The sequence below is a fragment of the Streptomyces sp. NPDC018045 genome (genome assembly GCF_044327445.1).
Lineage (GTDB): Bacteria > Actinomycetota > Actinomycetes > Streptomycetales > Streptomycetaceae > Streptomyces.
The window spans coordinates 593,952-620,860 of the sequence record NZ_JBIRFL010000002.1 but is presented as its reverse complement, the minus strand read 5'-3'; the positions used below and the strand labels follow the sequence as shown (position 1 = coordinate 620,860).

Below are 26,909 nucleotides of genomic sequence, written 5' to 3'. Positions count from 1 at the left end.
CATGAACACCGACAAGCGCACGGACCGCCAGGTCCTCCTGGGCCGGATCGCCGTCGCGGCCTGCACCCCGTACCTCCTGCTCAAGCTGGTGTGGGTGCTGGGTCACGACATCGGCGTGGTGGACCTGGGCGGAATCAGCCGGGGCGCCTGGATCGCGGCCAACGTCGTCACCTTCCTCATGGACGCCGTCGCCGCCGCCGTCGCGTACACGCTCACCCGCCCCTTCGGCCTGCGCGCCCCCGCCTGGCTGCTCGCCCTGCCGCTGTGGACGGCGTCCGGGCTGCTCACTCCCCTGATGCTCGCCGTGCCCACCGGCTCCGCCGTCGCCGCCCTCACCGGCACGGCGAACCCGATGACGTCCGGTGACTTCCTCCAGCCCTGGGTCTTCGTCGTGGTCTACGGCGCCTTCATCGTCGAGGGCGGCGCCTTGCTGGGCGCCTTCTCGGTGTACGCGCACCGGCGCTGGGGCGCGCTGCTGCGCAGGCGGCTGGCGGCCGTGCCCGCGCCCGCCCCCGGCGTACGGGCCGCGCGGCGGCTGCTCGGCGTTCCCGCGGCGCTGCTGCTCGCCGTACTCGGCGTCGTCGACGTGCTGTGGGGCCTCGGCATGCCGGCCGGCGCCGGCGCGGCGGCCCTGTCCGCGCGGAGCGCCGTCACGGCCGCGTCCGGTGTCGTCCAGGGCCTGCTGTCGCTGGCCGGCGCGGCCGGACTGACCGCCCTCCTGTTCCCCCGCCGGGGCGCCTGGCGCCGGCTGCGTACGCGGGTGCCGCTCGCGCTGGCCTGGCTGGGCTCCGCCACGGTGTTCGCGTGGGGCGGAACGCTGTGGCTCTCGTGGACCGCGGCCGACGCCCTGACCGGCGGCGGCGCGTCCCCCGCGCGCGGCCTGCCCGGCCTGGCGGGCGCTCTGGAACTGGTCGCGGGGCTGGTCGTGCTCTGCCTCGGCGCCCTCACCCTCGCGGCGGAGACGGCCCCCCGCCCGCGGCCCGTACCCACGGCCTCCACGCCCCCCGCACCCACGCTCGCCGACACGCACTGAGGGTGCGCGGGAATGCTCCGTACCGGATGATCGTTGACGTTGGAGAACATGCACGACGACCTAAGGATCGAACCGCTCGTGAGCAAGGTCCCCCATCTCACCCTCAACAACGGCGTCACCATGCCGCAGCTCGGTTACGGCGTCTGGCAGGTGCCGGACGACGAGGCCCACGCGGCCGTCGGAAGCGCCCTGGAAGCCGGCTACCGCAGCATCGACACCGCCGCGATCTACGGCAACGAAGAGGGCACGGGGAAGGCGCTCGCCGCCTCCGGCATCGATCGTGACGAGCTCTTCGTGACGACGAAGCTGTGGAACGACGAGCAGGGCTACGACTCGACCCTGCGCGCCTTCGACACCTCCCTCGCCAAGCTGGGCCTGGAGTACGTGGATCTGTATCTGATCCACTGGCCGATGCCCGCCAAGGACACGTTCGTCGACACGTACCGGGCGTTCGAGAAGATCTACGAAGAGGGCCGCGCCAAGGCCATCGGCGTCTCCAACTTCCAGCCCGCCCACCTGGAGCGGCTGCTGGGCGAGACGTCCGTCGTCCCGGCGGTCAACCAGATCGAGCTGCACCCGCAGCTCCAGCAGTCCGAGGCCCGCGCCTTCCACGCCCGGCACGCCATCGCGACCGAGGCCTGGTCGCCGCTGGGCCAGGGCAAGGACCTCCTGAAGGACACGACCGTCACCGGGCTCGCCGCGAAGTACGAGCGCACCCCCGCGCAGATCGTGCTCCGCTGGCACCTCCAGCTCGGCAACGTCGTCATCCCGAAGTCCGTGACCCCGTCCCGGATCAAGGAGAACATCGACGTCTTCGGCTTCGAGCTGGACGACGCCGACATGGCGGCGATGGCGGCTCTGGACACGGGCACGCGCCTGGGCGCGCACCCGGACTCCTTCAACGGCTGAGGTCCGCCCCGGACCCCGGTGCGGCATCTCCTCCTCCGACGCCGCCGCCCCTCCGGGCGGCGGCGTCGTCGCACTCCGGCTCCGGCACGGTTTCCCGGTTTCCCACGGCCCGCAGGGGACGGGAAACCCCTTGGCCCGCCGCACGGCGCGGGACGAAGGTCAGGGGTGCCGGGTCCGGGCAGCCGACGGCCCCGGCGCACCGAGTGACACCACAACGGAGGAGACCCACATGATCCGCTTCCCTCGCGCCGCCACCGCTCTCGCGGCCACCGCGGCCGCGTTCGCCCTGGCCGGCAGCACGGTGGCCACCGCCGCCACCAGCTCGGCCCCCGCCCGGCAGGCCGCCTCGCCCGCCGTCCAGGCCGTCGTGTGCACGGTCAACGACAACGGCGTCAACTACCGCGGCGGTCCGGGCACCAACTACCCGGTCCTCGGTCAGGTGAACAGGGGCCAGAAGATGAACGCGCGGGGCCGCGAAGGCTCCTGGATCATGGGTGACCTCTGGGGCGGCCGCACCGGCGTGTGGATCCACGTCGCCTACCTGAACTGCTGAGACCCGGCCCGCCGGCCCGGACCACACGCCCGCGCACCGGGCCGGCGGGCCGATCACACGGCGGGGTGGTGGAGGGTCTTCCCGGCCCGGGAGGGCCACCACCCCGCCCGGCACCGGCCGGCCGCCGCTCGGCCACGATCCCCACCACCGCACGCGAGCACGCCGACGGGGGCGCGAGGCGGTACGGCGTGGACGTGGCCCACGGGGGGCGGCGGCCGACCGGTGCCGTCGCCCGTCCCGCCATTCCCAGGGCGGGACGGGCGGGCACGGCGACGGGCACGCGCCGCGGGGGGGGCGGTGCGGTCAGGCCGCCCGGGCGGTGTGGAAGGTCTGGGCGGAGAGCCAGAAGAGGTCCCGGCGGTGGTCGATGCCGGCCGGGTCGGTGGGGTCGAGAAGGCGGGCGAGGGTGGCGCGGTCCTCCTCGTCCAGGCCGTCGCCGATCACCTCGGCGAAGCGGGAGAGCTGCCGGGTGACCTGCGCGCGCTGGGCGGGGTCCAGGGGGGCGGGCAGGTCCAGCAGGAAGCTGCGGCTGAGCGGGGAGCGCAGGCCCGCGGAGGTCAGGATGGCGGGCCAGTCCTCGACGACGGCCCGGGCACCGGGCAGTGTGGCGCGCATCCGGACGAACCAGTCGTCCTGCACCGCGTCGAGGCGGGTCTGGAAGCCGGGGCGGCCGATGCCGAAGTCGCGGGGCAGCATCCGGGGCGCGAGGCCGCCCTCGGACACCACGAGCAGCCCGCCGGGCCGCAGCCGGCGGGCCAGCGCGGCCACGGCGGCCGCCTGGTCGCCGACGTGGTGCAGGGCCTTGCTGGACCAGATGAGGTCCGCGTCCCCGATGCCGTCGATGGCGTCGGGCAGTTCGGCGACCTGGGTACGGAACCGGTCGCCGAGACCGAGGCGGGCGGCGCGCTCCCGGGCGCGTTCGAGGAGCGCCTCGGTCGGGTCGACCGCCACGATCTCGGCCCGCGGGAAGGCGTGGGCGAGCAGACAGCTCGTCACTCCGGGGCCGCTGCCGACGTCGAGCACCCGGCCGACCGCGTCGGGTCCGGGGCCGGCCGAGCGTGTCAGCAGGTCCCGCAGCCAGGCCGTGGCCTGTTCGAGGAGCGGTGTCTGGAACTCGGCTTCGCCTTCGAGGTGGGCGGCGAGCGCGTCCCAGTCCATGTGCGCGCTGTCGTGGTGGTGGCCGTGGCCCGTACCGTGCGCGTGGTCGGGTACCGGGGCGGTGGTGCCGTGCTGGTGGTCCGTCATGGCGTGAGCGTCCGACAGGCCGTGCCGTAAGGCAAACATCCTTGCCGATCCGGCAAAGCACCCCGCCTCCCGGCCCGCCGGGCCGCCCACCGTAAGGTTCTGGTCCGTGGGAACTCCAGGATGGATACCGCCGACCGAGACGGAACGGCGGTTGTGTGAGGCCGGTGCGCGTGGCGACTGGGAAGGCCAGGTCGCGGCCGTGGCCGGCGAGGACCTGTATCTGCTGGTGCCCCAGCAGGGCCAGGACCCGCTGCCGGTCTACGAGGACCCGGCCGGCGGCGGTACGTGTATCCCGGTGACGACCCGCGGCATGCTGCCGCCGTGGCATCCCCAGCAGCTCTTCGACCGGGTCTCGGTGGAGGAGCTGGCGCAGGACTGGCCGAACGACAAGTGGAAGCTGGCGGTCAACCCGGGCACGCCGTGTGCCGCGTACCTGCCGGCCTCCGCCGCGCACCGCGGCACCTGGACGCGGATCCGCGCCCAGGTCGGTGTCCGGCCCGGCGGGCTGCTCACCACCCACCTCGGCGGTCCGCTGCACGGTCCGCTCGCCCAGGCACTCGCCTGCGGCGCCCCGATCGCGGTGCACCACAGCGTGCCGTGGAACGAGCTGGGCACCGCCTTCCTCGACTACGCGGCCGATGCCCACCTGCTGCACGAGCAGTGGTCGGTCGCCGATCCGGCCTCCTGGCAGCAGCGCCTCGGCCAGTTGCTCGACGGCGGGTTCGTGCCGGCCGAGACGGAGGCCGCGCTGCGCGCCCGTAACGGCGCGGAGGACGAGGACGGCACCGCGAAGGTGCCGGAGCTGGTGGCGAAGTACGAGGAGCGCTTCCGTGCGGACGGGCTGCTGCCCGCGGACGGACGGGTGAAGTCGCTCGTCGCGCTGGACTACGCGCACGCCGTCGGCCTCGTCCGCTGGGGCCTGGGGGCCCGCTACTGCACGCCGCCGGAGGCCGAACAGGCCGTGCTGCGCGCCGGTGAGCTGGCGCGCGCGGCGTACGGCGGCTGGCAGGAGTTCTCGGCGGGGTACGCCCTGGGACGGGTGCTGGCCTTCGACAACGGCTGGTTCGGCCCGGCGTACCAGGAAGCGGTGCACATCCACCGGGTGCTCGGCCAGGACCCGGCCTCGCCCTGGGCGAATCTGCCCTTCGGCTGACCTGGTGCCCGGGACCGCCGGGTGCCGGGGTGCGGGGCGGCCGGGCGTCGGGGCCGAGCGCCCGTGGGCACCGGCGTCAGGTGATGTCCGTGACGGTGACCGTCACGGTGACCGCCGGCGCGGCTTCGCCCGCCGTCCGCAGCGCCTCCTCGACCGCCGCCGTGACGCGTGGCCGGACCGCGCGGACCACGTCCAGGGCCCGGTGGCCGCGCCGGACCGCCAGGTGGACGCGGATCCGCCACTGCCCGGGGCCGGGCCCCCGGTCGGCCCGTACGCCGGCCACCCGGCCGGTCCGCCCGGCCGGGGAAGGCGGACCGCTCCCGGTCCCGGCCGTGGTGTCCCCGGCCACCGCCGTGCCCGTCGCCGGCGCCTCCCCGCCCGCAGGCAGCGGCCGTCGCGCCACCGTGCCGCGGAGCAATTCGCCCAGGCCCGGCCGGAGGAAGGCGACGCCGGGCGTGTCCTTGGCGGCCCCGGCGGCGGCCCGCAGGACCGCGGCGTGCAGCGGTGCGTCGCCGCTCATGACCTGGGTCATGGCCTGCTCCCTTCGCCGGCCCCCGGGCGGCCGTCGGCGTCCGGGCGGTCGGTGTCCTGGCCGTCGACGGCCAGGCCGTCGCCGCCGGTCCCGGAGCCGCCGGTCCCGACGCGGCCCGGCTCTCCCCCGATGAGGTCGACGACCGTGACGTCGATCTCCTCGACCGCCAGGCCGACACCGTCCCGCGCCACCGCGCGGACCCGTTCCCGTACCCGGTCGGCCAGCACGGGCAGCGGCCAGGCGTACCCGGCCGCCAGTTCCAGTGCCACCTTCATGGGCCCGTGCGGCGCGAGCAGCGTGACCCGGCAGCTTCCCGCCTGCACGTCCGGCAGGGTCTCGGCGGCGGCGCGGAAGGACTTCGCCGCCGCGGCCTCGGTGATCCACGCGTCGTCCTCGGGGTCGCCCAGCGGCAGCGTCCGCCCCGGGCGGAGTTCGGTTCTGACCAGGTCCATCACCCGGGCCGTGAAGCGTTCGGCGCTCCGGTCGTCCTCGTCGCGGGCGGCTGCCGCGGCGGCCTGCCGGGCTTCGCGTACGTAGGTGTCGAGTACGCCGAGGCCCGCCAGCGCCTCCTGGCAGTAGGCGCACCGGGCGGCGTGCGGGTCGGCCGGCGGACCGGCGGCGCCCGGGCCCGCGGGGGCCGGTTCGTGCTCCTCCCACACGGACGACAGCGCGCGGCCGCAGGGCAGGATCGGGTCGTCGTGCTCGCCTAGCGCCATGCGCCCATCGCCTCCGTCAGATAGCGGCGTGCTCGGAAGACCCTGCCACGGACCGCCTGATGGCTGATGCCCACCACCGCGGCGATCTCCTCGTACGGCAGGGCGTGCAGCTCCCGCAGGACCCAGCAGGCGCGCTGTTCCGGGGTGAGGCCGTCCATCGCCCGCATCAGCGCCTCGACGGCGGCGGTCGACTCGGCCGCCCGCACCGGTGACGAGGCGTGCTCGGGCGCGCTCGGCTCGGGCACCGAGCCGAGGTCCTGGGTGGGTCTGCGGGCCCGCAGCAGGTTGAGGCACCGGTTGGTGACGATGCGGTACATCCAGGTCGCGAAGGAGGCGTCGCCGCGGAACTCCGGGATGCGGCGCCAGGCGCTCACGAAGGCGTCCTGCACGGCGTCCTCCGCGTCGGTGCGGCTGCCGAGCAGCCGGGTGGCGAGGCGCAGGAGCTGAGCGCTGTGGCGGCGCACGAGCACCTCGAAGGCCCCCTCGTCCCCCTCCCCGGCACGTACGGCCAGCAGGGCGTCGCTGGGTTCGGGCACTCACCGGCTCCTTCCGTTCCTTGTCCCTGTTCACCGGAGACGGGCGGGATATGCGGTTGTGGGGCAGTACGGCGGTACGGGAGTCACTCCGTCGGTCACCCGCGGGCCCGCGACGCCACACGGCCGCCGGTCCGGCCGCACGGAAGACGCCTACCACGGCACACCACCGGACGGAGTGCGCCACACACGCTTGTACGCTGCACAAACGGGCAGACGGAACGAGTGCCCGGCGCACCCGGCACGAGGAGAGGACGGACCCACATGAGCGGGAGCGGTACGGACCGCGGGCTGCACCAGTCGCTGCTCACGGCCGGCACCGGCAGGCCGCGCGCCCGCGGCGCCGCGCTGCCGAGCTGGCCCCGGATCCGGACCGCGGCCCGCCGTACCCCGGTCTCCATCTGGAACGACGACGTGTCCGACTGGGCGGCCAGCCTGACGTACTACTCGGTGCTGGCCCTGCTGCCCTCGGTGATCGTCACCATCTCGCTCGTCGGGCTGGCCAATCCCGCGTCCACCGAGGAGCTGATCAACCACATCAGCGCCCTCGCCCCGGCCGGTTCGGGCGCCACCGTCCGCCGGGCCCTGGTCACCATGGCGCAGCAGCGGACCGCCGTGTGGATGCTCGTGGGGGGCGCGACGGTCAGCGCCCTGTGGTCCTCGTGCAGTTACCTGGCGGTGTTCCGGCGGGCCCTGCACGCGATGTACCGCGTCAAGGACGACCGGCCGCCGTGGCGCAAGGCGCCGCGCATTCTGGCGACGGCGCTGCTGCTGATGGCGCTGCTGATCAGCAGCGCGGTCGTCCTGCTGGTCAGCGGGCCGACGGCGAGCGCGGTCGGGCGGCGCCTGGGGCTCGGCGAAGCGGGCGGGGCGATGTGGAACCTGTTGCAGTGGCCGTTGCTGTTGCTGCTGGCCGTCGTGCTGGTGATGGTGCTCTTCCGTACGGGCCCGTCGCGTTCGCGCGGGCGGCGCGCGGTGCCCGGCGGGGTGGTCGCGGTGCTGCTGTGGCTGGTGGCCTCGGCGGGGTTCACGTTCTACGTCTCGTACGTGGGCACGTTCAACCGGCTGTACGGGTCGCTCGCCGGGCCCGTCGTCTTCCTGATATGGCTGTGGTTCTCCCACCTGTCCCTGCTGAGCGGTGCCCAGTTCAACGCGGAACTCGCCCGGATGGAGCGTCCGGACGCGCGAACGGAGGGCCCGGACGGCCCGCAGGACGCGGCGGACGGTGCCGCGCGACGCGACGGCTGAGCGCTCCGCCCGGCCTCCCGCTCAACGCCCCCCGTGCCCGGTCGCGATCTCCTCGACCCGGTGGGCCAGGGTGAAGTCGAGGGCGGTGACCGCCTGGCCGGCGCTGTGGGTGTTCACGGCGACGGTCAGTGTGTCGTAGCCGAGGGTCAGTTCGGAGTGGTGGTTCAGCTCCTCCTGGATCTGGGCCACGTGGATCACCATCGCGGCGGCCCGAAGGTGCCGGTCGAACGTGTAGGCGCGGGTCAGGCTGCCGTCCGTCACCGACCAGCCGGGCAGCTCCGCGAGGCGGTCCTCGATCTCCTTGTCCGTCAGTGGGTCCGTCGATGGGGCCCCGTGAGCGTCCATCTCGCTCCGCCTCTCCGTCACAGCACATGGCCGCACGCACCGCCCGTACCACCGGGCCGTCCGTGCCCTGTCGATTGCAGCAGTTCCAGCGTGGCACGCCGAGGACGCTTTCCCGCCAATGTGCGGACGGCCACGCCGCGGGCTTCCGGGGACAGGGGGCCGCTTCTATGCTCCTGCGCCTGACGGGCCGTCCGTTACCGGGGGTAGTAGGGAGCAGCCGTGGACACCGAGGACCGTACGGAGCAGGCGCACAGAACCGGCGGCGGGCAGCCCCGGCGGACGTTCCTGGGCGGGGCTGCGGCGCTGGGCGGCGCGCTCGCCCTGGGAACGGGCGGTACGGCGGCCGCCGCGCCGGCACCGGCCGCCCGGCGCGGTGCCGCGGGCCGGACCGTGGCCGTCCTCGGCGGCGGTGTGGCCGGGCTGACCGCCGCGCACGAACTGGCCGAACGCGGCTTCCAGGTCACCGTCTACGAACGCAAACCCGAGGGCCTCGGCGGCAAGGCCCGCAGCATGGACGTGCCGGACAGCGCGCGCGGCGGCCGCAAGCCGCTGCCCGGCGAGCACGGCTTCCGCTTCATCCCGGGCATCTACCACAACCTGCCGGACACCCTGCGCCGCATCCCGTTCCCCGGCAACGCCAACGGCTGCCACGACAACCTCGTCGCCTCCACCGAGGTGATGTTCGCCCGCACCGGCGGCCGGGAGGACCTCCGCATCCCGTTCTCCGCCGTCGGCACCCCGCCACCCGTACTGACCCCCGACGCGTTCCTGCGCATGCTGACCGGGCTGCTGGAGACCGCCACCCACCTGCCCCTCCACGAGATCGCGTACTTCGCCAACCGGCTGCTGGTCTTCCTGACGAGCTGCGACCGGCGCCGGCTGGGCGTGTGGGAGCACACGCCGTGGTGGCGCTACGTACGGGCCGCCTCGATGTCCCCCGACTACCAGCGGCTGCTGGCCGTCGGCCTGACCCGCAACATCGTCGCGACCAAGGCGGAGATCGCCTCCACCCGGACCGTCGCGACCTGCGCCGAGGCGTTCGTCTTCAACCTGCTGGGCCGGGGCGCGGACGGCCAGCCCGACCGGGTGCTGAACCTGCCCACCAACGAGGCGTGGATCGACCCGTGGGTGACGCATCTGCGGTCGCTGGGCGTGCAGTTCCGGGTCGGGTGGGCCGTACGGGACCTGCGGCTGTCCGGCGGCCGGATCACGGAGGCAGTCGTCACCGACCCGCAGGGCGCGCGGCAGTCGGTCGTCGCCGACCACTTCGTCCAGGCGATGCCGGTCGAACACGCCCGTACGACCTGGAACGCCGCCGTACGGGCCGCCGACCCGCAGCTCGCCCGCTGCGACAAGCTGGCGACGGACTGGATGACGGGCATCCAGTTCTACCTGACCGAGCCGACGCCGGTCATCCACGGGCACGTCAACCACATCGACTCGCCGTGGTCGCTGACCTCGGTCGGCCAGGCGCAGTACTGGAAGAACCGGAACTTCCCGGCCGACTACGGTGACGGACTGGCCGCCGACTGCCTGTCGGTGGACATCTCGGAGTGGGACCAGCCGGGCATTCTGTACGGGAAGACCGCCAAGCAGTGCACGCGCGAGGAGGTCGCGCGGGAGGCCTGGGCGCAGATGAAGGCCGGCCTCAACGACACCGGGAGGACCGTGCTGCGGGACGCGGCGCTGCACTCCTGGTTCCTGGACCCGGCCGTGTCCGGGCTCGGCACGCCGCACCCCGCCAACGACGAGCAGCTCCTGATCCACCCCACCGGCTCCTGGCTGAACCGGCCCACGTCCCGCACGGCGATCCCCAACCTCTTCCTGGCCGGGGACTACGTGGCCGTCGACATCGACCTGGCGACCATGGAGGGCGCCAACGCGTCCGCACGGCAGGCCGTCAACGCCCTGCTGGACGCGACCGGGTCCGCCGCCGAACGGTGCGCGGTGATTCCGCTGTACCGGGCGCCGGAGTTCGCGGCGCTCAAGAGACACGACGAGACGCGGTACCGGCTCGGGCTGCGCAACGCGTTCGACCTGGGGTGACGCCCCCAGGGCCGCGGGGCCTGGGCGGCACGGCCCGGCGCTCCGGCAGGGGGCGGGGTCAGTCCGGCAGGGGCCGGGGTGAGATCGGTGGTGTCCGGGATGGCCCCGGGGCCCCCGGTCCCGGTGGTCTGCTCCGGCAGCTCGTCCGGACGCTCCCGGCGTTCGGGGCCGGGGCCCGTGGCCTCCTGGGTGCAGCAATTTCTCCCCGTACAGACGTACGGGATCGGCTACCGTTCGGCCATGACGACTGCTGCGGTCTCCCCAAAGACGGGGTCCGGCACGACGGGTGTGGGCGCGCTGCTGCGCGAGTGGCGGGTCCGGCGTCGCGTCAGCCAGCTCGACCTGGCCCTGCGTGCCGACTCCTCCGCCCGGCACATCAGCTTCGTCGAGACCGGCCGCGCCCGGCCCAGCCAGGAGATGGTGCTGCGACTGGCCGAGCACCTCGACATACCCGTACGCGAGCGCAACGCGCTGCTCATCGCGGCGGGTTACGCGCCCGGCTTCCCGGAGACCCCCTTGGACGACCCGTCGATGGACGCGCTGCGGGCCGGCATGGAACGGCTGCTGACGGGCTACGAGCCGTTCCCGGCCCTGGTCGTCGACGCCACGTACCACGTCGTCGCCGCGAACCGGGGCATCCAGGCACTGCTGGCGGGCGTCGGCGCGGAACTGCTGGAACCGCCGCTGAACGCGATGCGCGTCACCCTGCACCCCGCGGGGCTGGCTCCGCGCATCCGCAACTTCCCGGAGTGGCGGGAGCATCTGCTCGCCCAGATGCAGCGGCAGTTGGCGGTCATGCGCTCCGCGCCGCTGCGCGCGGTGTACGAGGAGGTGAGCGGTTATCCGCTGCCCGACGGCGGGCGGGAGACGGCCGCGGACGGCGGGCACGCCCCGTACGCGCTGCCGATGGTGATCGAACACGACGGGCGGGTGCTGTCGTTCATCTCCACGATCGCCACCTTCAACACGCCGATGGACGTGACCGTCTCCGAACTCGCCCTGGAGACCTTCCTCCCGGCGGACCCGGAGACGGCCGGGCATCTGCGGACCTGGATCCCGTAGGGGCCGGCGCCCGTGCGCCGGGGCCGTATCGGGGCCGGGGGCCGTACGGGTGCCGGGGCCGCGCACGGGTGCCGGGCCCGTGCCGGGCGCATATCGGCATCGGGCCCGTTCGGCGCCGGGGACCCATACCGGTGCCGCTCGTCACGGCACCGCTCACACGGCGGGTACGCGGTCCAGGAAGCCGGAGACGGAGCGGATCCGGCCGTCCGCCGCGAGGGTGGCGACATCGAACCCGGCGACCGGGGCCGAACCGTCCGGCGCCACCAGTTCCCAGCCGAACCGCACCAGGTCGTGATGCCCGTCCGGGGTGCCCAGCGGCCGGAAGACGGAGCCGGGGAACTGCGCGTGGACCCCGGCGATGACGGCGGCGAGCCGGTCGCGTCCCGTGGCGTCGGCGAGCGGGTCGGTGTAGGTGGCGTCCTCGGTGAAGGCCGCGGCGACGGCCTCGGCCGTGGCGTCACCGCCGTCCCCGGCCGCGTTCCAGGCCGTGAAATACCGGGCGACCGCGCCCTCGTACCGCTCCGTGCCCGCCTGCTGGGTGCTCGTCCGCGTCATGGCCGTACTCCTCATGTCTCGTCACGTGGTGCGGGCCGCGGTGCGTCACGGCCCTCAGGAGGGCCGGTCCGCGGGCCGGAGTGCGCCGGCCCGTGAACCGGTGCCTCAAAGATGCCGGGGCGCGCGGGACGGGTCGATTACGCCGCAGGTAATGGGCCGGGAGAGCAGCACGGCCGGCGCCTGCTGGACGGCGGGACCCGGTTCGGCGGCGAGGCGCTCCCCGCGCAGGCCACGAAGCGGCCGGAGCGCGGAACGGACCGGACGGGTACGTACGGCTCCGCCGGGCGCGGGTTCGAGGGGAGGGCCGTGGGAAGGGACGTCGTCGGGGAGGGCCCCGTCTCGGGGAGCGCCACCTCGGAGAGCGCCGTCTCGGAAGGCCGACGCGCTGGAGGGCCGGCACGGTGAAAGGCCGGCGCGGTGGAGGGCCGGCGCGGTGGAGGGCCGACGCGATGAAAGGTGGTGTGCAGGCGGGCGATCGCCTGGCGGCCGGGTGGGGTGGTGCCCGGGGGCGCCGTGCGGTGCTGGGTGCCGGCGGGCCGCTCGGCCGTCACTGCCGAGCGGCCCGCCGGTGGTGTCACCGCGTGAGCTGTCCCGCCTCTCCGGCCGCGGTCTCCTCCGCGCGGCGGCGGGCCGTGCGGCGGGCCGCCATCCAGGCGTAGACGAGGATGCCGGCGAACAGGAACAGCACGCCCTGGTAGATCGCCGCGTATCCGGCGCCGGCCACCAGCCAGAAGGTGAAACCGAAGGCGACCAGCGCGAGCACCAGGTCCCGGGCGAAGCGGGCCGGGCGGACCTTGTCGCGCTCGCCGGTCAGCAGGAAGTAGATCTGGGCGGCCGCGGCGAGCAGATAGGGCACGGTCGCCGAGAACGTGGTGATCAGTACGAGGATCTCGAAGACGCCGCCCGCGCCGATCAGGTAGTTGATCACGGTCAGGGCGGTGGCCAGCACCGAGGCGGCCAGTACGCCGAAGGTCGGCACACCGCGCTGCTTCTTCAGGAAGGCCGCCGGGAACAGCCCGTCCTTGGCCGCGGCGTACGGCGACTGGGCGCTCATCAGCGTCCAGCCGTTCAGCGCGCCGACGATGGAGACGACCGCCGCGATCGCGATGACCGTGCCGCCCCACTGCCCGCCGAACATGGCGTTCACCGCGTCGGAGAACGGTGCCTTGGAGTCCACCAGCTTGTCGTGCGCGACCGTGCCGAAGACCGAGACCGTACCGAGCAGGTAGACGACGGCGGCGCCGATCGTGCCGAGGACGGTGGCGCGGCCCACGTTGCGCTCGGGGTCGCGCACCTCGCCGGCGCTCATCGCCGCGGACTCCACGCCCACGTAGCTGTAGAGCAGGATCGCCGCGGCGGCCGACAGACCGCCGACCGCGCTGCCGCCGCCCTCGTTGAACGCGCCCAGTTTGTCCGGGTCGAAGAAGAACAGGCCGATGACCGCGATGAAGAGCAGCGGGACGAACTTCAGGACCGTGGACACGAGCTGGACCGCGCCGACGTAGCGGGTGCCGGCGAAGTTGGACAGCGCCGGGAGCCAGAGCGCGACCAGCGCCACCAGCAGGTCCATCCCCTTGGAGTCGTGCCCGGGGAAGAGCACGTGGACATAGCCGACGGCGGCGACCGCGAGGGCCGCGTTGCTCACCCACGTCATGGTCCAGTAGGACCAGGCCGACAGGAAACCGGCGAAGTCGCCGAACGCCTCACGGGCGTAGACATAGGGGCCGCCGGTGTCCGGGTGGCGTTCGGCCAGTCTCCCGAAGACCAGGGCCAGCGCGATGGCGCCCACGGTCAGGACGCCGAAGGCGACCAGGCTCACGGTACCGAAGGGCGCCACCGAGGCCGGCAGCAGGAAGATGCCGCCGCCGATGATGTTGCCCATCACTAGGCAGGTCGCGGTACCGAGACCGAAGCGGCGGGTGTGCCGGTCGTGCATGGCTGGGGTGAGCCTCTCGTCGTGCTGTGCGGGCCCGGGGATGCCGGGCGACTGCTCATCGTCTTCGACCTGCAACGTTGCACAAAATCAGCGGGTATTGTCCCGCACGGCACCGTCGGCCGGTGAAAATACTTCGGGCTCGGGCCCCTCCGGCCGTAGTTCGTCCGCCGGGCCCCCGAGGGGTATCTGCGGCCCGTCCACCTCGCGCAGCCAGCGCCGCAGGATGGCGTGGATCCGCTCCGCACCGGCCGGTTCCGCGCCGTCGGTGGGCGGGGACAGTTCGGCGGGCCACAGCAGGAAGGGCCGGCTCTGCTCGCCGCCCAGCCCGCCGTGCGAGCCGATCTGCTCCTCGAAGGCGTGCACCGCGCCCGTGGCCGGATCGCAGGAGGAATTGACCATGATGTCCGCCGTGTGCGGGAAGCCGTCCGTGCGCCGTACGGCGTCCGCGGCCCCCGCGCCGAAGCCGGCCAGCGGATCGCGGCCCACGATCCGGCCGGTGTCGAGGTGGTGCTCGGCGCCGCCCGGCCCCAGCACCACGGCCCCGTCCTCGGCGGAGCGCACGAGCAGGAAGCCGATACCGGGGTGGTTGGCGAGGGTGGCCAGCAGCGCCGGGTGGCGACGCTCGATCTCCTCGCGCGTGACCCGGCCGGGCAGGTCGGGAAAGGACACCAGGCCCAGATTGCCCGAGGCCAGCACAACGGGGTCGGATGGGCCGCAGCCGTCCGCGCCCTCCGGACGGTGCAGCGCGGCGCGGGCCGCCTCGCGCGCCTCGGCTCCGCTCGCGGTCCGTCCGGCACGCCGGGAGACCGGCAGGCCGCAGCCGGCCCGCACCAGGTCCTCCAGGCCGAGTCCGTAGGCCTCCAGGAAGGTCGCGCCGGGGCTCTGGCCGTGGTCGGAGAGCAGCACGAGGCGGTACCGGCGGGGGGCGTACTGGGCGGCGTCGTGGATCAGCCCGACGGCGCGGTCCAGGCGGCGCAGCACCTGGCGGGTGTCGCGGTGCCGGGGGCCGGAGTGGTGCGCGACCTCGTCGTAGGCGACCAGGTCGGCGTAGACGGCCGTGCGGCCGGCGAGCAGGTCGCCGATCACGGCGGCGACCACCACGTCACGCTCGACGACGGTCGCGAAGGCCCGGATGAACGGGTAGAGGCCGCCGCGCCTGACGCGCGGCGTCTCCCGGCGGAACCGGGACCGCAGGGACTGGCCCACCTCGCGGAAGATCTCGGCGACGAAGGAGACGGCGGTGCGGGTCGCGTTGGCCGGGTCGGAGAAGTACGCGAAATAGCCCGCGCGGGAGCGGTTGTGCCGGCCGCGGCGGGCGGCCACCGACATCACCAGGGCGAGCTGGTCGGCGCCGCCGCTGAAGAGGTTGCCGCGGCTCGCGCCGTCGAAGCTGAGCAGCCCGGCGTCGCCGGTGCGGGCCACGGCGCGCTCCTGGAGCTCGACCGCGCCGCTGGGCCGGTTGCTGACGACCAGCCGGCCGGTCTCCTTCTCGTACCACCGGAAGGCGGGCAGGTCGTGGTTGCTGCCGTGCAGGATACCGAGCTGGCTGGCGCCGGTCTGGCTGGACCAGTCCGTACGCCACGGGGTCAGCCGGTGGGTGCTGCCGAGCAGGCCCGCGACCGTCCCCATCAGGGGCCGCTCACCGCTCGTCGCCTCGCGCAGCACGTCGTGGCCGAGGCCGTCGAGCTGGAGGAAGAGCGTGCCGGGCGCGACGGGGCCCGGGTCGCCGGGGGCACCGCGGCGGCGGCCGTGCCGGCGGCCGGCCAGTCGCACCAGACGGCGGCGGTACGCGTCGTCGTCCCGCACCGCGAGGAAGGTGGAGGTGGCGGACGAGGTCGCGGACATCACGGCGGCGACGATCACGGCCGTCTCGGGCGCGGCCTGACCGCGCCCCTCGGGGATCAGCCCGAGGGCGACCAGCAGCAGCGAGCCGTTCAGGAAGAAGACCAGCAGACCGAGGACGAGGGCGGGCACCAGCAGCAGGGCGCGCACGAGCAGGGGCCAGACCAGGGCGCTGAGCAGACCGAAGGCTCCGGCGCCGAGCGCGGCGGTGAGGAAGGTGCGGGTGAGGCTGTCACCGCTCGCCGACTGGAGGCGGAAGTCGGGCAGCAGACCGGCGAGCAGGAGCAGCGTCAGCGAGGACACCGCCCAGACCGCCGTCACCCGCAGCAGGGCACCGCCCGCCGTCCGCCACCGGGGCCGCCGCATCGCCCACGCACCTCGCTCCCGCCGCTCGTCACGCTCGGACACCTTCGCCGGGCATCTCGCACACAGCGTGTCACAGCCCACTGACAGCGCGGCCGGACGGCGGCGCCGGGCAGGTCACGGGCCGGCCCCGGGCGGCGGGACTCCGCCCGCGCGAACACGCCGTCGACCACGGCCTCCCGGTCGGCACCGGCCGCCCGTCGCGTCCGAGTATCCGAGTAACCGAGCTTCCGAGTAACCGAGGCCCGCGTCCGGCGCCGAACGGGATGTGTCCGGACCAAGGGGGGCGGCCATCACCGCACGGCGGGCAGCCCTCACCGGCCGGGGGGGCAGCCCTCACCGGCCCGCGGCCGCCGAGCCCGCCGAGGGGCGCCGCACGGGCGTCCGGCCCCGTCCACCCCCGCCTTGCGCCCGTCTTGCCCCTGCCTCGCGCCCGCCCGCCCGCACGCCGAACGGAACCTGCCCGTTCGGCGCACCCCGAACAGCGCGCGGGCCACCCCTCCACAAGACCCGGCCCGGCCTGGCCGGCGTCGCGGCGGGATGAGGCAGGATCGAGGGGTGGGGCGTGGCGTACGGCGGGAGCGGACCGTGCGGGCCGGCCCGCGGTGTGTCGTTTCCGGTCGGGTCGGGAGGTCGTCGTGGCGGTGGAAGTCACCTGGTGGGGACATGCCACCGTTACGGTCGCCGATTCGGGTGTACGGGTCCTGACCGACCCGCTGTTCACCCGGCGGCTGGCGCATCTGCGACGCCGCCGGGGCGCGCTCCCGCCGCCGGCCGCGGCCCGCGCCGACGCCGTCCTCGTCTCCCATCTGCACGCCGACCACCTGCACCCCGCCTCGCTGGCCCGCCTCGCGCCGGGCACCCGGGTGGTGGTGCCACGCGGCGCCGTCGCCGCGGTGCCGGGGCTGCGGCGGGTGGCGGCGGCGCGCGGGCTGGCGGTCACCGAGCTGCGGCCCGGCGAGTCGGTCACGGTCCGCGCCGCGCGGCCGGACTCGTACGGCCCCGGTGAGGTGACCGTCCGCGCGGTGCACGCCGCGCACGACGGGCGCCGGCTGCCGTACGGTCCGCATCGGGTACCGGCGCTCGGCTACGTGGTGCACGGCACGGCGGCGACGTACTTCGCGGGCGACACCGGGCTCTTCGACTCCATGGCCGAGGAGGTCGGTGCCTGCGACGTGGCCCTGCTGCCGGTGGGCGGCTGGGGTCCGTTCCTGGGGCACGGGCATCTGGACGCGCGGCGGGCGGCCGAGGCGGCGGCCCGGCTGGTGCCGGTCAGCGCGGTCCCGGTGCACTACGGCACGTACTGGCCGATCGGCCTGGACGCGGTGCGCCCGCACGAGTTCCACTCCCCCGGTGACGAGTTCGCGCGGCAGGCCGGGCGGCTGGCGCCGCGGGTGGCCGTGCACCGGCTCGCGCACGGCGAGTCCGTACGGCCGGCGGTGGCGCGGTGATCGGCGAGCTGGCGGGCGGTGTGCCCGCGGAGTCGACCCAGCAGGTGGTGGGGTATCCGTCGCTGTTCCTGCTGGTGGTGCTGGGGTCGCTGGTGCCGGTGGTGCCGACGGGCGCGGTGGTCAGCTCCGCCGCGGTGGTGGCCTTCCACCAGCGGTCGCCGTGGGGCCTGCTGGTGGTCTTCGGGGTGGCCGCGCTCGCCGCCTTCCTCGGGGACCTGGCGCTGTACTGGCTCGGGCAGCGCGGCGTACGGTCCCGCAACGGGTCGCGCTGGCTGGAGCGGCTGCGCGACCGCGCGGCGCCGGAGCGGCTGGCGCGGGCGCGGACCAAGCTGCGCGAGCACGGCGTGCTGGTGCTCGTCCTGTCGCGGCTGGTGCCGGCCGGGCGGATACCGGTGATGCTGGCGTGCCTGCTGTCGCGGGTGCCGCTGCGCCGGTTCGCCCGCGGTGATCTGCCGGCCTGTCTGGCCTGGGCGGCGACGTACCAGCTCATCGGCCTGCTGGGCGGTTCCCTGTTCGGCGAGCCGTGGCAGGGCGTGGCCGCGGCGGTCGGCCTGACGGCGGTGCTCAGCGGGGCGCCCGCGGTGTGGCGGCGGCTGCGCCACGGCAAGACCGGCTGAACGGCCGTACACCACGGCCCGTCGAAGTACACGGCAGTACACGGCAGTACACGGCAGTACACGGCAGTACACGGCAGTAGACCGCAGTACACCGCAGCCCGCCATCGCGCGCTGCCTGCCGTGCCCGACCCGTGCGCCCGATGCCCAGCCCGTACCCGCCGCGCCCAACCCGTACGTGCCGCGCCCAGTCCGCACGCCGTCCGTACGCCGCACCGGCCCCCGTACGCCGCCGCCCCCGGCCGATACGCCGCCACGCCCGCCCCGTAACCTCACCCCGTCTGCGGCTGCCCGCCGACCGGCCCTTCCAGCAGGCGTGACGCGCCCACCGCGAGGTCCCAGAGGTCGTCGCGCGGGCGTCCGGCGGCCTCCCAGGCGGCGCGTACGCGGTGCAGCGGCTCCAGGGGCGCCTCGGCGGACAGCAGGAACGTCGACCAGTGCATCGGGGCCATCGCGCGGGCGCCCAGGTCCTGGCAGGCGCGGACCGCTTCCTCGGGGTCGGTGTGCACCGGGCGCAGCATCCAGCGCGGGTCGTACGCGCCGATCGGCAGCAGCGCCAGGTCGATGTCCGGGTAGCGGCCGCCGATCTCCTCGAACCAGTGGCCGTACCCGGTGTCGCCGGCGAAGTACACCCGCCGCCCGTCCGGCGCCGTCAGCACCCAGCCGCCCCACAGGGAGCGGCAGGTGTCGGTCAGGGTGCGCTTGCTCCAGTGGTGGGCGGGGACGAAGTCGAAGCGGACCGGCCCGGCGGGTCCGGGCAGTTCGACGGCCTCCCACCAGTCCAGGTCGGTGACGTGGGTGAAGCGGCGCCGGCGGGCCCAGCGGGCGAGTCCGGCGGGCACCAGGAGCGGGGTGTGCCGGGGCAGCCGCTTGAGAGTGGGGGCGTCGAGGTGGTCGTAGTGGTTGTGGCTGATGACGACGGCGTCGACGGGCGGCAGGTCCTGCCAGCGGACGCCGACCGGGGTGACGCGGGGTGGGGTGCCCAGGATCTTGCGGGACCACACGGGGTCGGTCAGTACGGTCAGGCCGCCGATGCGCAGGACCCAGCTCGCGTGGCCCGCCCAGGTGACGGCGAGGTCCCGGGGGCCGGGCCGCGGCAGCGGGCCCGGTTCGAAGGGCAGGTCCGGGATGTCGAGGAGGGCCTGGGCGGACGGCCGCAGCTTGCCTTCGCGGGCGATGCGGGCCAGGGCGCGTACGCCGGGCAGCGGCGCGGTGAGCCGGTCGGTGAAGTCGCGGGGCCAGGTGCGGACCTCGCCCAGCGGGCGGACCGGTGCGGACGCGGCGCCGGCCGGGCGCGGGCCCACGGCCGGCGGGAGAGGCTCGGTGAGGGAACGTTCGGTCTGTTCGGTCATCGAGGGGCTCCATTCGGTGGGCATGACCGGCCGTGATGCCGGTCGGGACGGCCACCGGGGTGCGGGCGGAGGCCGGGGACGAAGGCCGGAGGGGACGGGTGCCGGGCCGGGGGCCGGAGGGCGGCACGGGCGGGGCGCGGACGGACGGCGGCGAGCCGGCCGGCTACGCGGGGCCGGGGCCCGTGAGCGCGGCGAGGGTGGCGGACAGGGCGCTCAACTCTTCGGCCACGTGCGGGAGTTGCAGGGGGTCGGGGGCGTCGAGGACCTGGTGCCGGTGGCCGGTGCCGGGGCCGAGCAGCGCCTCGGTGCTCAGTCGTACGCGCAGCGCGCGCGGGTCGTCGCCGAACCGGTGCCCGCCGCGCGCCGCCCAGTGCGCGAGGGCGCCTTCGAGACGGTCCGCTCCGGTGATGCCCCGGGCGGCCAGCGCCGGGCGCAGCGGGTCGAAGTCGGCGTAGAGGTGACTGCCCGCGTGCGGCGGGCGGCAGACGGCGCCTGCCGCCGTGAGGGTGTGGTGCAGTGCCCTGGCGAGGGTGCCGTGCACCCGGGCAGCGGCGGCGGTGCGGGACCGTACGGGCTGCGGTTCGGTGAGTGCGTGGGTGACGGCGGCGGCGACCGGTCCGGCCACCGGGGTGCGCAGCGCCGCCAGCCGTTCCAGGGTCGCGGCGCGCAGCCCTTCGCCGCGCTCGGTGTCCGGGAAGCGGGCCAGTGCCACGGGCCAGGACGCCGGCACCAGGGTGGCCCGCAGGTCGGCCAGGACGACGACGTCGTCCGGCAGCATCTCGGCCGGGCTCAGGACGACCGTGTCGTGCGGGTCGTGCAGCAGGTCGCGGCCGGTCTCGTCGCTGACGACCCACAGTCCGTCCGCCGCTGCCGCCTCGCACACCTCGTGCACCAGCTCGGGCGGCGGGCAGGTGCCGCTGGGGTCGTCGGCGACGGAGACCAGCAGGATCCGCGGCCCCTCGCCGGTCTGCCGGGCCCGGCGGACAGCTTCCAGCAGGGTGAACGCGTCCGGTACGCCGCCGGATTCGGCCGGTACGGGCACGCGGTGCACCTCCCGGCCGAGCAGCCCGGCGGCCGGCGCGTACCACTGGGCGCAGGGGCGCGGCAGCAGCACGTCACCGCCGGCCGCGGCGAGCAGCGCGAGGAGCAGGGCGGGCGCGCCCGGCGCGGCGAGCACCCGCTCCGGCGCGGTCCACAGGCCACGGCGCCCCCAGTAGTCGCAGGCGGCGGCGCGCAGCGGCCGGGAGCCGCCGGGCGGCTCGGGTTCCGTACGGTCCGCCGCGGCGGCGAGGCACGCGGCGAGTTCCGGAAGGACCGGCAGCCCCGCCGGCGGATCCGGCTCCGGGGCCGGATCCGGACCCGGGGGCGTCCGCTGCATCCGTACCTCCACACTCCACGGCAGGTCGATCGTGGGCCCATCACATGAGTGCGGGCCCCGACCACCTTTGCAGATCACGGGGGCCGGGAGGCGGGGCGACACGTCACCGGTCGGCTGAGAGCCGGTGTCCGGGCGCGGCGGGAAGCGGGCGCGAGGCCCGGGAGGAAACGGCTCCGGCGGCCCTAGGAGGAGGGGTCGGTGTCCGGCGCGGCGTCCGTCTCCTGGCCGCGGGCGGGCGCGCGGTGCGGGCGCCGGGCTTTCCCGCCCAGGGCGCGCAGCTCCGCCTCCAGCCCGTGCCCGCGGGTACGGACCAGGGCGCCGGCGAGATCGGACAGTTTGCGGTTGGTGCGCTGGGACAGCCGGCGCAGCGTGTCGAAGGCCGTGTCCGCGTCACACCCCAGCACGTACATGAGGATGCCGCATGCCTGGTCGACCACCGGCCGGGTGCGCAGGGCGGTATCGAGCTGGTCCACCTCGACGAGCGCCTCACGGTAGCGGCGCTCCCGCGCCAGTCCGGTCGCGGCCAGCTCACCCAGCACGTCGGTCGCCGTACAGCCCTTCTCGATCCGCAGGCCCGGCCGGAAGCCGTAGACGGTGAGGGTGAGGGTGATGCCGTCGCGGCGGTACGGGAGGGTGGCGCTGGAGCGTACCCCGGCCTCCAGGGCCTTGGCCCGGTACTCGGGCCAGCGGCTCTCGTGCAGCAGGTCGTCGGCGCCAGCGGCCCGGCCGGTGTCCAGGGCCGCGGGGATGGGCCCCTCGCCGGACTCCCATTGCACGCTGACCAGGGCGGAGAGGTCGGGGTGGGTCACCGCGACCGGTGTTTCGGCGCCCTCGCCGCCGCTGATCGTCACGGCGGCGCCACAACTGTCCGGAGTGCACCAGGCGACCTGTTCGGCGAGGCCGGCGAGGCTGCGGGCGGAGGAACCCTCGGCGAGGTCGGGCGCCCCGGTCTCGAAGCGGGTGCGGGTCGGCGTTGTCGCGTCCACAGTGTGGTCAGTCCCTTCGGGTCCGTAGACGACGAAGTCATGGGTCCCTGATGGATCGGCTGCCCGGTGCGGGCGGCCGAAAACACCTGTTTCCCGTCGAGTTCGGGCGACCGGGACCGGCCGCCGGCCGGGCTTGCCGCCACCGGGGTACGGTCCGGTGGCGCACCGGTTAGCGTGAGGGCATGGCCGAGGTCGAGCGCGTCACTGCGGAACTCGCGGATTTCCGCAGACGGGTCGAAGAGCTGCGCGCCGCACGCGCCCTGCCTTCCACCGAGCGGCTGTCCGTCCTGGACGCCGCTCTCTTCGAACTCCAGCACGTCGTCGATGTGATCCTGCCCCGGCTGGAGCGGGGCCTGCCGGCGGAGCGGGACAACGGCGCCCGCCGGACCTCCGACGAACAGCAGTTGCTGCGCGCCCTGTTCCAGCGGATGCCGTTCGCGGTGGTGCTGCTGGGTCCGGACACGGTGATACGGCGGCTGAACTTCGCGGGCACCCGGCTGTTCGGGATGCGCGCCGGGTACGCGGCGGGCCGGCCGCTGACCGCCTCGCTCGTTCCCGAGGAGCGGGCCGCCTTCCGCTCCCAGGTGGCGGCGGTCTCCCGCAACGAGGGCGACCGCAGCCTGGTCGTACGGCTGCTGCCGCCGCCGGACGGGGTGCGGCGCGCGGGCGAGTCGCTGCGGGCCACGATGACGGCGCTGCGGCCCCAGGGCGAGCCGGGCACGTCCGTGCTCACGGTCTTCCTGACCGGCCGGGAGGCGGCGGACCGGACCGGCCCGGCGGAGCGCACGGGGGACGCGGGCCGGGCGGGCACACCGCGGCCCGGCCTGTCCGAGGTGACCCGCAACGCCGAACTGATGGATCTCCTCGACGACATGACCATGGCGCTCCTGGAGTCGCCGCGGGAGCCCACCGCCGTACTCGACCGGGCCTGCCGGCTGCTGCGCGGGCGCTTCGCCGACTGGGTGACGGCCGATCTGGTGACCGGCGGCGGGGGGCCGTTGGTTCGGGTGGCGGTGTACGGGGCCGAGAGAGCCGGGCCGTACGCCGGGGACGAGGCGTACGGCCCGGAGGCGGACGGGGCGACGGCGGACGGGGCACCGGCAGACGGCCCGGCAGCGGACGGATCGGCAGCGGACCGTGCGGCGGGCCCGCGCGACACCGGCGGCCCGCGGCCGTCCGACTCCCTCACGGCCACCCTGGCCGCCCAGTTTCCCGGGGACTGCCCGGTCGTGGTCGAGGCGGCCCGCGCGGGCAACGCCACCCTCCAGGTGCGTCCGGAGGACCTCGGCGCGTTCGGTCACGACGCCGCGGGAGCACCGATACTGGCCCGAGCCGAGGTGACCTCGCTGCTGTGCGTGCCACTGCGGGCGGGGACGGGGCCCGTGCGGGGCGTCCTGACGCTGTTGCGCACGGGCGGACGGCGGGCCTTCAGCATGGCGGAGGCGGGCGCCGTCGACCGGCTGGCCCGCCACCTGGGGCGCGCGCTGCACCCCTAGAGACCGGGTCAGGCGGCTTCGGCCGCGCCGACCTGGTCGCACAGGCGGGTGCAGGTGCGGTTGATGAGACGGGAGACGTGCATCTGCGAGATGCCGAGCCGGTCGGCGATCCGGCTCTGCGTCATGTCACAGAAGAACCGCAGGTAGAGGATCTGCCGCTCGCGCTCGGGGAGCATTTGCAGCTTGGGCCGGACCGCCTCGCGGTCGACGACGAGGTCGAAGCCGGGCTCCGGGCCGCCGAGGGTGTCGACGAGGGCGTATCCGTCGTCGGCGCCGGGGAGTTCGGCGTCCAGGGAGAGCGTCGAGTAGCTCTCCAGGGCCTCCATGCCGAGCAGTACCTCTTCGAGCGTCATGCCGGTGTGGTGGGCGATGTCCCGGGCGGCGGGGCGGTGGTCGTCGGGCGCATGGGTGAGTTCCAGGGTGGCCGCGCGGACGCGGTTGCGCAGTTCCTGGACGCGCCGGGGCACGTGCAGGCCCCACATGTGGTCACGGAAGTGCCGCTTGACCTCGCCGACGATGGTCGGCACGGCGAAGCTCTCGAACGCGCAGCCGCGGTCCGGGTCGTACCGGTCCACGGCCTTGACCAGGCCGAGCGAGGCGACCTGCGTCAGGTCCTCGGTGGTCTCGCCGCGGTTGCGGAACTGCCGCGCGAGACGTTCGGCCATCGGCAGCCAGGCACAGACGATGCTCTGGCGCAGCGCGTCCCGCTCCGGCCCGTCGGGCAGCGCCATCAGCTTGCGGAAGTCGGCACCGGTGTCCGGCGCGTCGTCGTGCGGGTGCTTCTTCTGGGTGCGGCGGGCGACCGGCCGGCGTTCGGCGGGCTGGCCGCGCTGGGTGCTCGCGAGATGAGGTATGCGTCCAGAGGGCATGGTCTCGGCTCCCTGATCGGTGGACTGGGGTCCTCCGCGGGAGCGCAGCCGGAGAGCACGCTCGCGGAGCAGTTCGCTCCCACGGGCGTGCCTCCGGTCCGAAGCACACCGATCGCGTGCCCGGAGCCGGTGCCGGTAAACGCCTCGCCGGCCGAATCGGCCGCCGCCTGCACCGTCTTCGGAGGTTTCCGGTCCGCGGGCCAGGTAACCCGTGCGGGACGGCTTGCTGACAAATAGTCACCGGCCGGCCCCGGGCGGCGGACCACGGCCGGGTGGGCCGGTCCGCCGGCGGAGCACGTACGCGAGGCAGCGGAAGGCCCCTGCGCGCGGCGGGAGCGGCAGGACATGAGCACGAGACCCGGGTGCACACCGAGACCGAAGAGGAGCCCTGCGTCACCATGAAAGTCGAGCGGCTGGACGTCACCGCCTACACCGTCCCCACCGACGCGCCGGAAGCCGACGGCACACTCGCCTGGGACACCACCACCATCATCGTCGTCGAGGCCCGTTCCGGTACGACCACCGGCCTGGGCTGGACCTACGCCGCCACGGACGCCGGCTCGGTCGTCCGCGACCTGCTCACCCGCCCGGTCCTCGGCCGCTGTGTGCTGGATGTCCAGGGCGCCTACGAGGCCATGAGCCGCGCGGTGCGCAACGCCGGCCGGCCGGGGCTGGTGGCCTGCGCGCTGTCCGCGGTGGACATCGCCCTGTGGGATCTCAAGGCGCGGCTGCTGGAACTGCCGCTGCTGCATCTGATCGGCGCGGTGCGCGGCGCGGTGCCGGTCTACGGCTCGGGCGGGTTCACCACGTATCACGACACCCATCTGGCGACGCAGTTGAACGGGTGGGTGCACGGGCAGGGCATCGAACGGGTCAAGATCAAGATCGGGGAGGAGTGGGGCCGGGCCGTCGAGCGCGACCTGTCCCGCGTACGCAACGCCCGTGCGGCCATCGGGCCGCGCGCCGAACTGTACGTGGACGCCAACGGCGCCTACACCCGCAAGCAGGCCGTACGGGTCGGCCAGGCACTCGCCGACCAGGGCGTCGGCTGGTTCGAGGAACCGGTCTCCTCCGACGACCTGGAGGGCCTGCGGGTCGTCCGCGACCTGGTGGTGTGCGACGTGACGGCCGGCGAGTACGGCTACGACCTGCCGTACTTCGCGCGGCTGGCCCCGGTCGTGGACTGCCTCCAGATCGACGCCACCCGGTGCGGCGGCCTGACGGTCTGGCTGCGCGCCGCGGCCCTCGCCGAGGCACACGGCCTGGAGGTCTCCGCCCACTGCGCCCCGCACGTACACGCCCATCCGGCCGCGTGCGTACCGAACCTGCGGCACATCGAGTGGTTCCACGACCACGTCCGCATCGAGTCGATGTTCTTCGACGGCGGCCTCGACCCGTCCGGCGGCATGGTCCGTCCGGGCGCGGAACAGCTCCCGGGCCACGGCCTGCGGTTCCATCACGAGGAGGCGACGCCGTACCGGGTGCTGTGACGCGGTGCCGGGGCGCCGGGACGCCCTGGCGGGCGCTGGGACGCGGTGCCGGGGCACCGTACCGGGTGCCGGAGCGCCGTACCCGTCAACCCCCGGTGCTCTGCGCGGGGGTGTCGTCCGGCGGCGCGAAGACGCAGAACTCGTTGCCCTCGGGGTCGGCGAGGATGTCCCACTCGATGTCCCCGTCACGCTTGCGGACCAGGGTCGCGCCCAGCCGCAGCAGGCGATCGGTGTCCCCCCACACGTCCAGGTGCATCCGGTTCTTGACGGTCTTGGGCCCGGCGACCGGGTTGACCCAGATCAGTGGTCCGCGACCGGCGGGGTCGACGATCGGGACCGGCCAGGCGCGCGGCGGCTCACCGTCCGCGGCGGACGGGCGGCGGACATAGCCCATGGCCTCGCACCACCAGTCGGCGAGGGCGTGGTGGTCGAGGGCGTCCAGGGCCAGGTCCTTGAACCGGGCCGGTGCGCCGGGCGCCCCCGGCGTGCCATGTCGCGTGTCCGCCATGCGTCCCTCCCTGACAGCCCGGCAGCCGTCGGCCGGTCACCGCATTATGGCGGACGGCCGGGGCGGGGGCCGGGTACGGGATGGCACGGGGCGGCGAAGCGCGCGACAGTGGTTCGGGGGCCCGGTGGCGTGGCGAAGCGGAAAGGGCCCGGACACGGAAAGGGGCCCGGGCGCGGAACCCCACATTCCGCGCCCGGGCGCTCTCCCCACTGCCCCTGTCCCCTTGCCGTTCCCGGGGCCTTCTCCGTGGCCGCTCGGCCGCACACCGGGTACCTGGGCGGCGCCCGGTCAAACATCCCGCTGCCGACGGCCCGTGGTGCGGGGCGTTCAGCCGGTGCGGGCGCGGGCCCCGGAACGGGTGCGGCCGGAGGCGACCCAGCGGCGCGGGTGGCGGCGCAGATACTCGCCTTCCAGCTCCGCCATGCGCGCGTTGTGGGTGGCCAGGGCGTCGGTGGAGCCGTGCAGGAGGGTGTCGTGACGGGTGCGGTGGATGGTTTCCAGCTCGCGCAGCAACTGCTGTTCGCCGAGCCGGGCGGGCGGGACTCCCAGGGTCGCGGAGTCCGGTGTGGCGGAGTCCGTCTCCACGGGCCGCGGGGCGTCCGTGGGCGTGTCATGGGACGGCATCGGGGTTTCTCCCTCCGTGTCGGGTGCGTCCCTTCGGGTACCCGCCGTTCGACCACCCGGACACGTCCGG

25 protein-coding genes are annotated in these 26,909 nt (G+C 74.8%); 11 read left to right on the top strand and 14 right to left on the bottom strand.

Translation table 11 applies throughout. The features are described 5' to 3' along the window. The first annotated feature begins 1 nt into the window (after window position 1). The 3 genes from ACH4EB_RS06685 (at window position 2) to ACH4EB_RS06675 (ending at window position 2,495) form a co-directional block, all read left to right on the top strand. The gene (locus ACH4EB_RS06685) at window positions 2–1,033 is read left to right on the top strand and encodes a hypothetical protein (protein WP_398346233.1); all 1,032 of its coding nucleotides are present in this window, start codon (window positions 2–4) and stop codon (window positions 1,031–1,033) included. 78 nt (window positions 1,034–1,111) lie between these two features. Beyond that, complete coding sequence (locus ACH4EB_RS06680; protein ID WP_398346232.1) at window positions 1,112–1,942, top strand: aldo/keto reductase; 831 nt, start codon at window positions 1,112–1,114, stop codon at window positions 1,940–1,942. Between the two features lie 229 nt (window positions 1,943–2,171). Then, entirely contained in the window at window positions 2,172–2,495 is a 324-nt protein-coding gene (locus ACH4EB_RS06675) for an SH3 domain-containing protein (protein WP_398346231.1), read from the top strand. Between the two features lie 303 nt (window positions 2,496–2,798). Here the strand turns inward: ACH4EB_RS06675 and ACH4EB_RS06670 are convergent, their stop codons facing one another. Next, the gene (locus ACH4EB_RS06670) at window positions 2,799–3,740 is read right to left on the bottom strand and encodes a class I SAM-dependent methyltransferase (RefSeq protein WP_398346230.1); all 942 of its coding nucleotides are present in this window, start codon (window positions 3,738–3,740) and stop codon (window positions 2,799–2,801) included. A gap of 124 nt (window positions 3,741–3,864) precedes the next feature. Here ACH4EB_RS06670 and ACH4EB_RS06665 point away from each other — a divergent pair, with 124 nt between their 5' ends. After that, on the top strand, window positions 3,865–4,893 hold the full coding sequence (locus ACH4EB_RS06665; RefSeq protein WP_398346445.1) for a DUF1266 domain-containing protein: 1,029 nt from the start codon (window positions 3,865–3,867) through the stop codon (window positions 4,891–4,893). Between the two features lie 76 nt (window positions 4,894–4,969). Here the strand turns inward: ACH4EB_RS06665 and ACH4EB_RS06660 are convergent, their stop codons facing one another. From ACH4EB_RS06660 to ACH4EB_RS06650, 3 genes are read right to left on the bottom strand one after another with little or no spacing between them, the layout of a single operon-like run. Further along, on the bottom strand, window positions 4,970–5,425 hold the full coding sequence (locus tag ACH4EB_RS06660; RefSeq protein ID WP_398346229.1) for an Asp23/Gls24 family envelope stress response protein: 456 nt from the start codon (window positions 5,423–5,425) through the stop codon (window positions 4,970–4,972). Then, window positions 5,422–6,141, bottom strand: a complete 720-nt coding sequence (locus ACH4EB_RS06655; RefSeq protein ID WP_398346228.1) for an Asp23/Gls24 family envelope stress response protein — start codon at window positions 6,139–6,141, stop codon at window positions 5,422–5,424. The genes ACH4EB_RS06660 and ACH4EB_RS06655 overlap by 4 nt, the downstream gene beginning before the upstream one ends. Then, window positions 6,132–6,677 (bottom strand): RNA polymerase sigma factor, encoded by a 546-nt coding sequence (locus ACH4EB_RS06650; protein ID WP_398346227.1) that lies wholly within the window; start codon window positions 6,675–6,677, stop codon window positions 6,132–6,134. The genes ACH4EB_RS06655 and ACH4EB_RS06650 overlap by 10 nt, the downstream gene beginning before the upstream one ends. Before the next feature lie 261 nt (window positions 6,678–6,938). Between ACH4EB_RS06650 and ACH4EB_RS06645 the strand changes: the two genes are divergently transcribed. Continuing rightward, window positions 6,939–7,922 (top strand): YihY/virulence factor BrkB family protein, encoded by a 984-nt coding sequence (locus ACH4EB_RS06645; RefSeq protein WP_398346226.1) that lies wholly within the window; start codon window positions 6,939–6,941, stop codon window positions 7,920–7,922. 21 nt (window positions 7,923–7,943) lie between these two features. Here the strand turns inward: ACH4EB_RS06645 and ACH4EB_RS06640 are convergent, their stop codons facing one another. Next, window positions 7,944–8,267, bottom strand: coding sequence for a 4a-hydroxytetrahydrobiopterin dehydratase (locus tag ACH4EB_RS06640; protein ID WP_398346224.1), 324 nt, complete (start codon window positions 8,265–8,267; stop codon window positions 7,944–7,946). A gap of 219 nt (window positions 8,268–8,486) precedes the next feature. Here ACH4EB_RS06640 and ACH4EB_RS06635 point away from each other — a divergent pair, with 219 nt between their 5' ends. Then, window positions 8,487–10,313, top strand: coding sequence for an FAD-dependent oxidoreductase (locus tag ACH4EB_RS06635; protein ID WP_398346223.1), 1,827 nt, complete (start codon window positions 8,487–8,489; stop codon window positions 10,311–10,313). A gap of 240 nt (window positions 10,314–10,553) precedes the next feature. Then, window positions 10,554–11,375, top strand: a complete 822-nt coding sequence (locus tag ACH4EB_RS06630) for a helix-turn-helix domain-containing protein (RefSeq protein WP_398346222.1) — start codon at window positions 10,554–10,556, stop codon at window positions 11,373–11,375. 153 nt (window positions 11,376–11,528) lie between these two features. On the opposite strand, the gene ACH4EB_RS06625 is transcribed toward ACH4EB_RS06630, so the two are convergent. From ACH4EB_RS06625 to ACH4EB_RS06615, 3 genes are all read right to left on the bottom strand, one after another. Continuing rightward, entirely contained in the window at window positions 11,529–11,930 is a 402-nt protein-coding gene (locus tag ACH4EB_RS06625; protein ID WP_398346221.1) for a nuclear transport factor 2 family protein, read from the bottom strand. 574 nt (window positions 11,931–12,504) lie between these two features. Then, a complete protein-coding gene (locus ACH4EB_RS06620; RefSeq protein ID WP_398346444.1) occupies window positions 12,505–13,866 on the bottom strand; it encodes an amino acid permease in 1,362 nt (453 codons plus the stop codon). Between the two features lie 87 nt (window positions 13,867–13,953). Continuing rightward, a complete protein-coding gene (locus ACH4EB_RS06615; RefSeq protein WP_398346443.1) occupies window positions 13,954–16,074 on the bottom strand; it encodes a phage holin family protein in 2,121 nt (706 codons plus the stop codon). Between the two features lie 635 nt (window positions 16,075–16,709). On the opposite strand from ACH4EB_RS06615, the gene ACH4EB_RS06610 reads away from it, so the two are divergent. Further along, entirely contained in the window at window positions 16,710–17,522 is an 813-nt protein-coding gene (locus tag ACH4EB_RS06610; RefSeq protein WP_398346220.1) for an MBL fold metallo-hydrolase, read from the top strand. After that, window positions 17,519–18,139, top strand: a complete 621-nt coding sequence (locus ACH4EB_RS06605) for a DedA family protein (protein ID WP_398346219.1) — start codon at window positions 17,519–17,521, stop codon at window positions 18,137–18,139. Before ACH4EB_RS06610 ends, ACH4EB_RS06605 begins: the two co-directional genes overlap by 4 nt. Before the next feature lie 269 nt (window positions 18,140–18,408). Here ACH4EB_RS06605 and ACH4EB_RS06600 read toward each other — a convergent pair whose 3' ends face one another. The 3 genes from ACH4EB_RS06600 to ACH4EB_RS06590 all read right to left on the bottom strand — a co-directional run bounded on the left by ACH4EB_RS06600 (window position 18,409) and on the right by ACH4EB_RS06590 (window position 21,852). After that, entirely contained in the window at window positions 18,409–19,488 is a 1,080-nt protein-coding gene (locus ACH4EB_RS06600) for an MBL fold metallo-hydrolase (RefSeq protein ID WP_398346218.1), read from the bottom strand. A 163-nt stretch (window positions 19,489–19,651) separates the two neighbouring features. Further along, entirely contained in the window at window positions 19,652–20,866 is a 1,215-nt protein-coding gene (locus ACH4EB_RS06595) for an aminotransferase class I/II-fold pyridoxal phosphate-dependent enzyme (RefSeq protein WP_398346217.1), read from the bottom strand. A gap of 182 nt (window positions 20,867–21,048) precedes the next feature. Next, window positions 21,049–21,852 carry an ANTAR domain-containing response regulator gene (locus ACH4EB_RS06590; RefSeq protein ID WP_398346216.1) on the bottom strand — a complete coding sequence of 268 codons (804 nt, stop codon included), beginning with the start codon at window positions 21,850–21,852 and terminating at the stop codon, window positions 21,049–21,051. 182 nt (window positions 21,853–22,034) lie between these two features. Between ACH4EB_RS06590 and ACH4EB_RS06585 the strand changes: the two genes are divergently transcribed. Beyond that, on the top strand, window positions 22,035–23,348 hold the full coding sequence (locus ACH4EB_RS06585; RefSeq protein WP_398346215.1) for a PAS domain-containing protein: 1,314 nt from the start codon (window positions 22,035–22,037) through the stop codon (window positions 23,346–23,348). Between the two features lie 8 nt (window positions 23,349–23,356). On the opposite strand, the gene ACH4EB_RS06580 is transcribed toward ACH4EB_RS06585, so the two are convergent. Beyond that, window positions 23,357–24,217: a SigB/SigF/SigG family RNA polymerase sigma factor gene (locus tag ACH4EB_RS06580; protein ID WP_398346214.1), complete on the bottom strand. Its 861-nt coding sequence runs from the start codon at window positions 24,215–24,217 to the stop codon at window positions 23,357–23,359. A 398-nt stretch (window positions 24,218–24,615) separates the two neighbouring features. Between ACH4EB_RS06580 and ACH4EB_RS06575 the strand changes: the two genes are divergently transcribed. Further along, on the top strand, window positions 24,616–25,707 hold the full coding sequence (locus tag ACH4EB_RS06575; protein ID WP_398346442.1) for an enolase C-terminal domain-like protein: 1,092 nt from the start codon (window positions 24,616–24,618) through the stop codon (window positions 25,705–25,707). 85 nt (window positions 25,708–25,792) lie between these two features. On the opposite strand, the gene ACH4EB_RS06570 is transcribed toward ACH4EB_RS06575, so the two are convergent. Together ACH4EB_RS06570 and ACH4EB_RS06565 are read right to left on the bottom strand one after the other, a co-directional pair. Next, window positions 25,793–26,215, bottom strand: coding sequence for a VOC family protein (locus ACH4EB_RS06570; RefSeq protein WP_398346213.1), 423 nt, complete (start codon window positions 26,213–26,215; stop codon window positions 25,793–25,795). 327 nt (window positions 26,216–26,542) lie between these two features. Continuing rightward, on the bottom strand, window positions 26,543–26,839 hold the full coding sequence (locus tag ACH4EB_RS06565; RefSeq protein WP_398346212.1) for a DUF6158 family protein: 297 nt from the start codon (window positions 26,837–26,839) through the stop codon (window positions 26,543–26,545). Window positions 26,840–26,909: the final 70 nt, after the last annotated feature.

What these genes read in the sequence shown, in the direction of transcription:
- ACH4EB_RS06575 (WP_398346442.1), top strand. Translation starts at nt 24,616, where the DNA reads ATGAAAGTCGAGCGGCTGGACGTCACCGCCTACACCGTCCCCACCGAC.
- ACH4EB_RS06640 (WP_398346224.1), bottom strand. Translation starts at nt 8,267, where the DNA reads ATGGACGCTCACGGGGCCCCATCGACGGACCCACTGACGGACAAGGAG.
- ACH4EB_RS06585 (WP_398346215.1), top strand. Translation starts at nt 22,035, where the DNA reads ATGGCCGAGGTCGAGCGCGTCACTGCGGAACTCGCGGATTTCCGCAGA.
- ACH4EB_RS06685 (WP_398346233.1), top strand. Translation starts at nt 2, where the DNA reads ATGAACACCGACAAGCGCACGGACCGCCAGGTCCTCCTGGGCCGGATC.
- ACH4EB_RS06660 (WP_398346229.1), bottom strand. Translation starts at nt 5,425, where the DNA reads ATGACCCAGGTCATGAGCGGCGACGCACCGCTGCACGCCGCGGTCCTG.
- ACH4EB_RS06655 (WP_398346228.1), bottom strand. Translation starts at nt 6,141, where the DNA reads ATGGCGCTAGGCGAGCACGACGACCCGATCCTGCCCTGCGGCCGCGCG.
- ACH4EB_RS06595 (WP_398346217.1), bottom strand. Translation starts at nt 20,866, where the DNA reads ATGCAGCGGACGCCCCCGGGTCCGGATCCGGCCCCGGAGCCGGATCCG.
- ACH4EB_RS06615 (WP_398346443.1), bottom strand. Translation starts at nt 16,074, where the DNA reads ATGCGGCGGCCCCGGTGGCGGACGGCGGGCGGTGCCCTGCTGCGGGTG.
- ACH4EB_RS06570 (WP_398346213.1), bottom strand. Translation starts at nt 26,215, where the DNA reads ATGGCGGACACGCGACATGGCACGCCGGGGGCGCCCGGCGCACCGGCC.
- ACH4EB_RS06620 (WP_398346444.1), bottom strand. Translation starts at nt 13,866, where the DNA reads ATGCACGACCGGCACACCCGCCGCTTCGGTCTCGGTACCGCGACCTGC.
- ACH4EB_RS06625 (WP_398346221.1), bottom strand. Translation starts at nt 11,930, where the DNA reads ATGACGCGGACGAGCACCCAGCAGGCGGGCACGGAGCGGTACGAGGGC.
- ACH4EB_RS06670 (WP_398346230.1), bottom strand. Translation starts at nt 3,740, where the DNA reads ATGACGGACCACCAGCACGGCACCACCGCCCCGGTACCCGACCACGCG.
- ACH4EB_RS06645 (WP_398346226.1), top strand. Translation starts at nt 6,939, where the DNA reads ATGAGCGGGAGCGGTACGGACCGCGGGCTGCACCAGTCGCTGCTCACG.
- ACH4EB_RS06675 (WP_398346231.1), top strand. Translation starts at nt 2,172, where the DNA reads ATGATCCGCTTCCCTCGCGCCGCCACCGCTCTCGCGGCCACCGCGGCC.
- ACH4EB_RS06600 (WP_398346218.1), bottom strand. Translation starts at nt 19,488, where the DNA reads ATGACCGAACAGACCGAACGTTCCCTCACCGAGCCTCTCCCGCCGGCC.
- ACH4EB_RS06565 (WP_398346212.1), bottom strand. Translation starts at nt 26,839, where the DNA reads ATGCCGTCCCATGACACGCCCACGGACGCCCCGCGGCCCGTGGAGACG.
- ACH4EB_RS06580 (WP_398346214.1), bottom strand. Translation starts at nt 24,217, where the DNA reads ATGCCCTCTGGACGCATACCTCATCTCGCGAGCACCCAGCGCGGCCAG.
- ACH4EB_RS06630 (WP_398346222.1), top strand. Translation starts at nt 10,554, where the DNA reads ATGACGACTGCTGCGGTCTCCCCAAAGACGGGGTCCGGCACGACGGGT.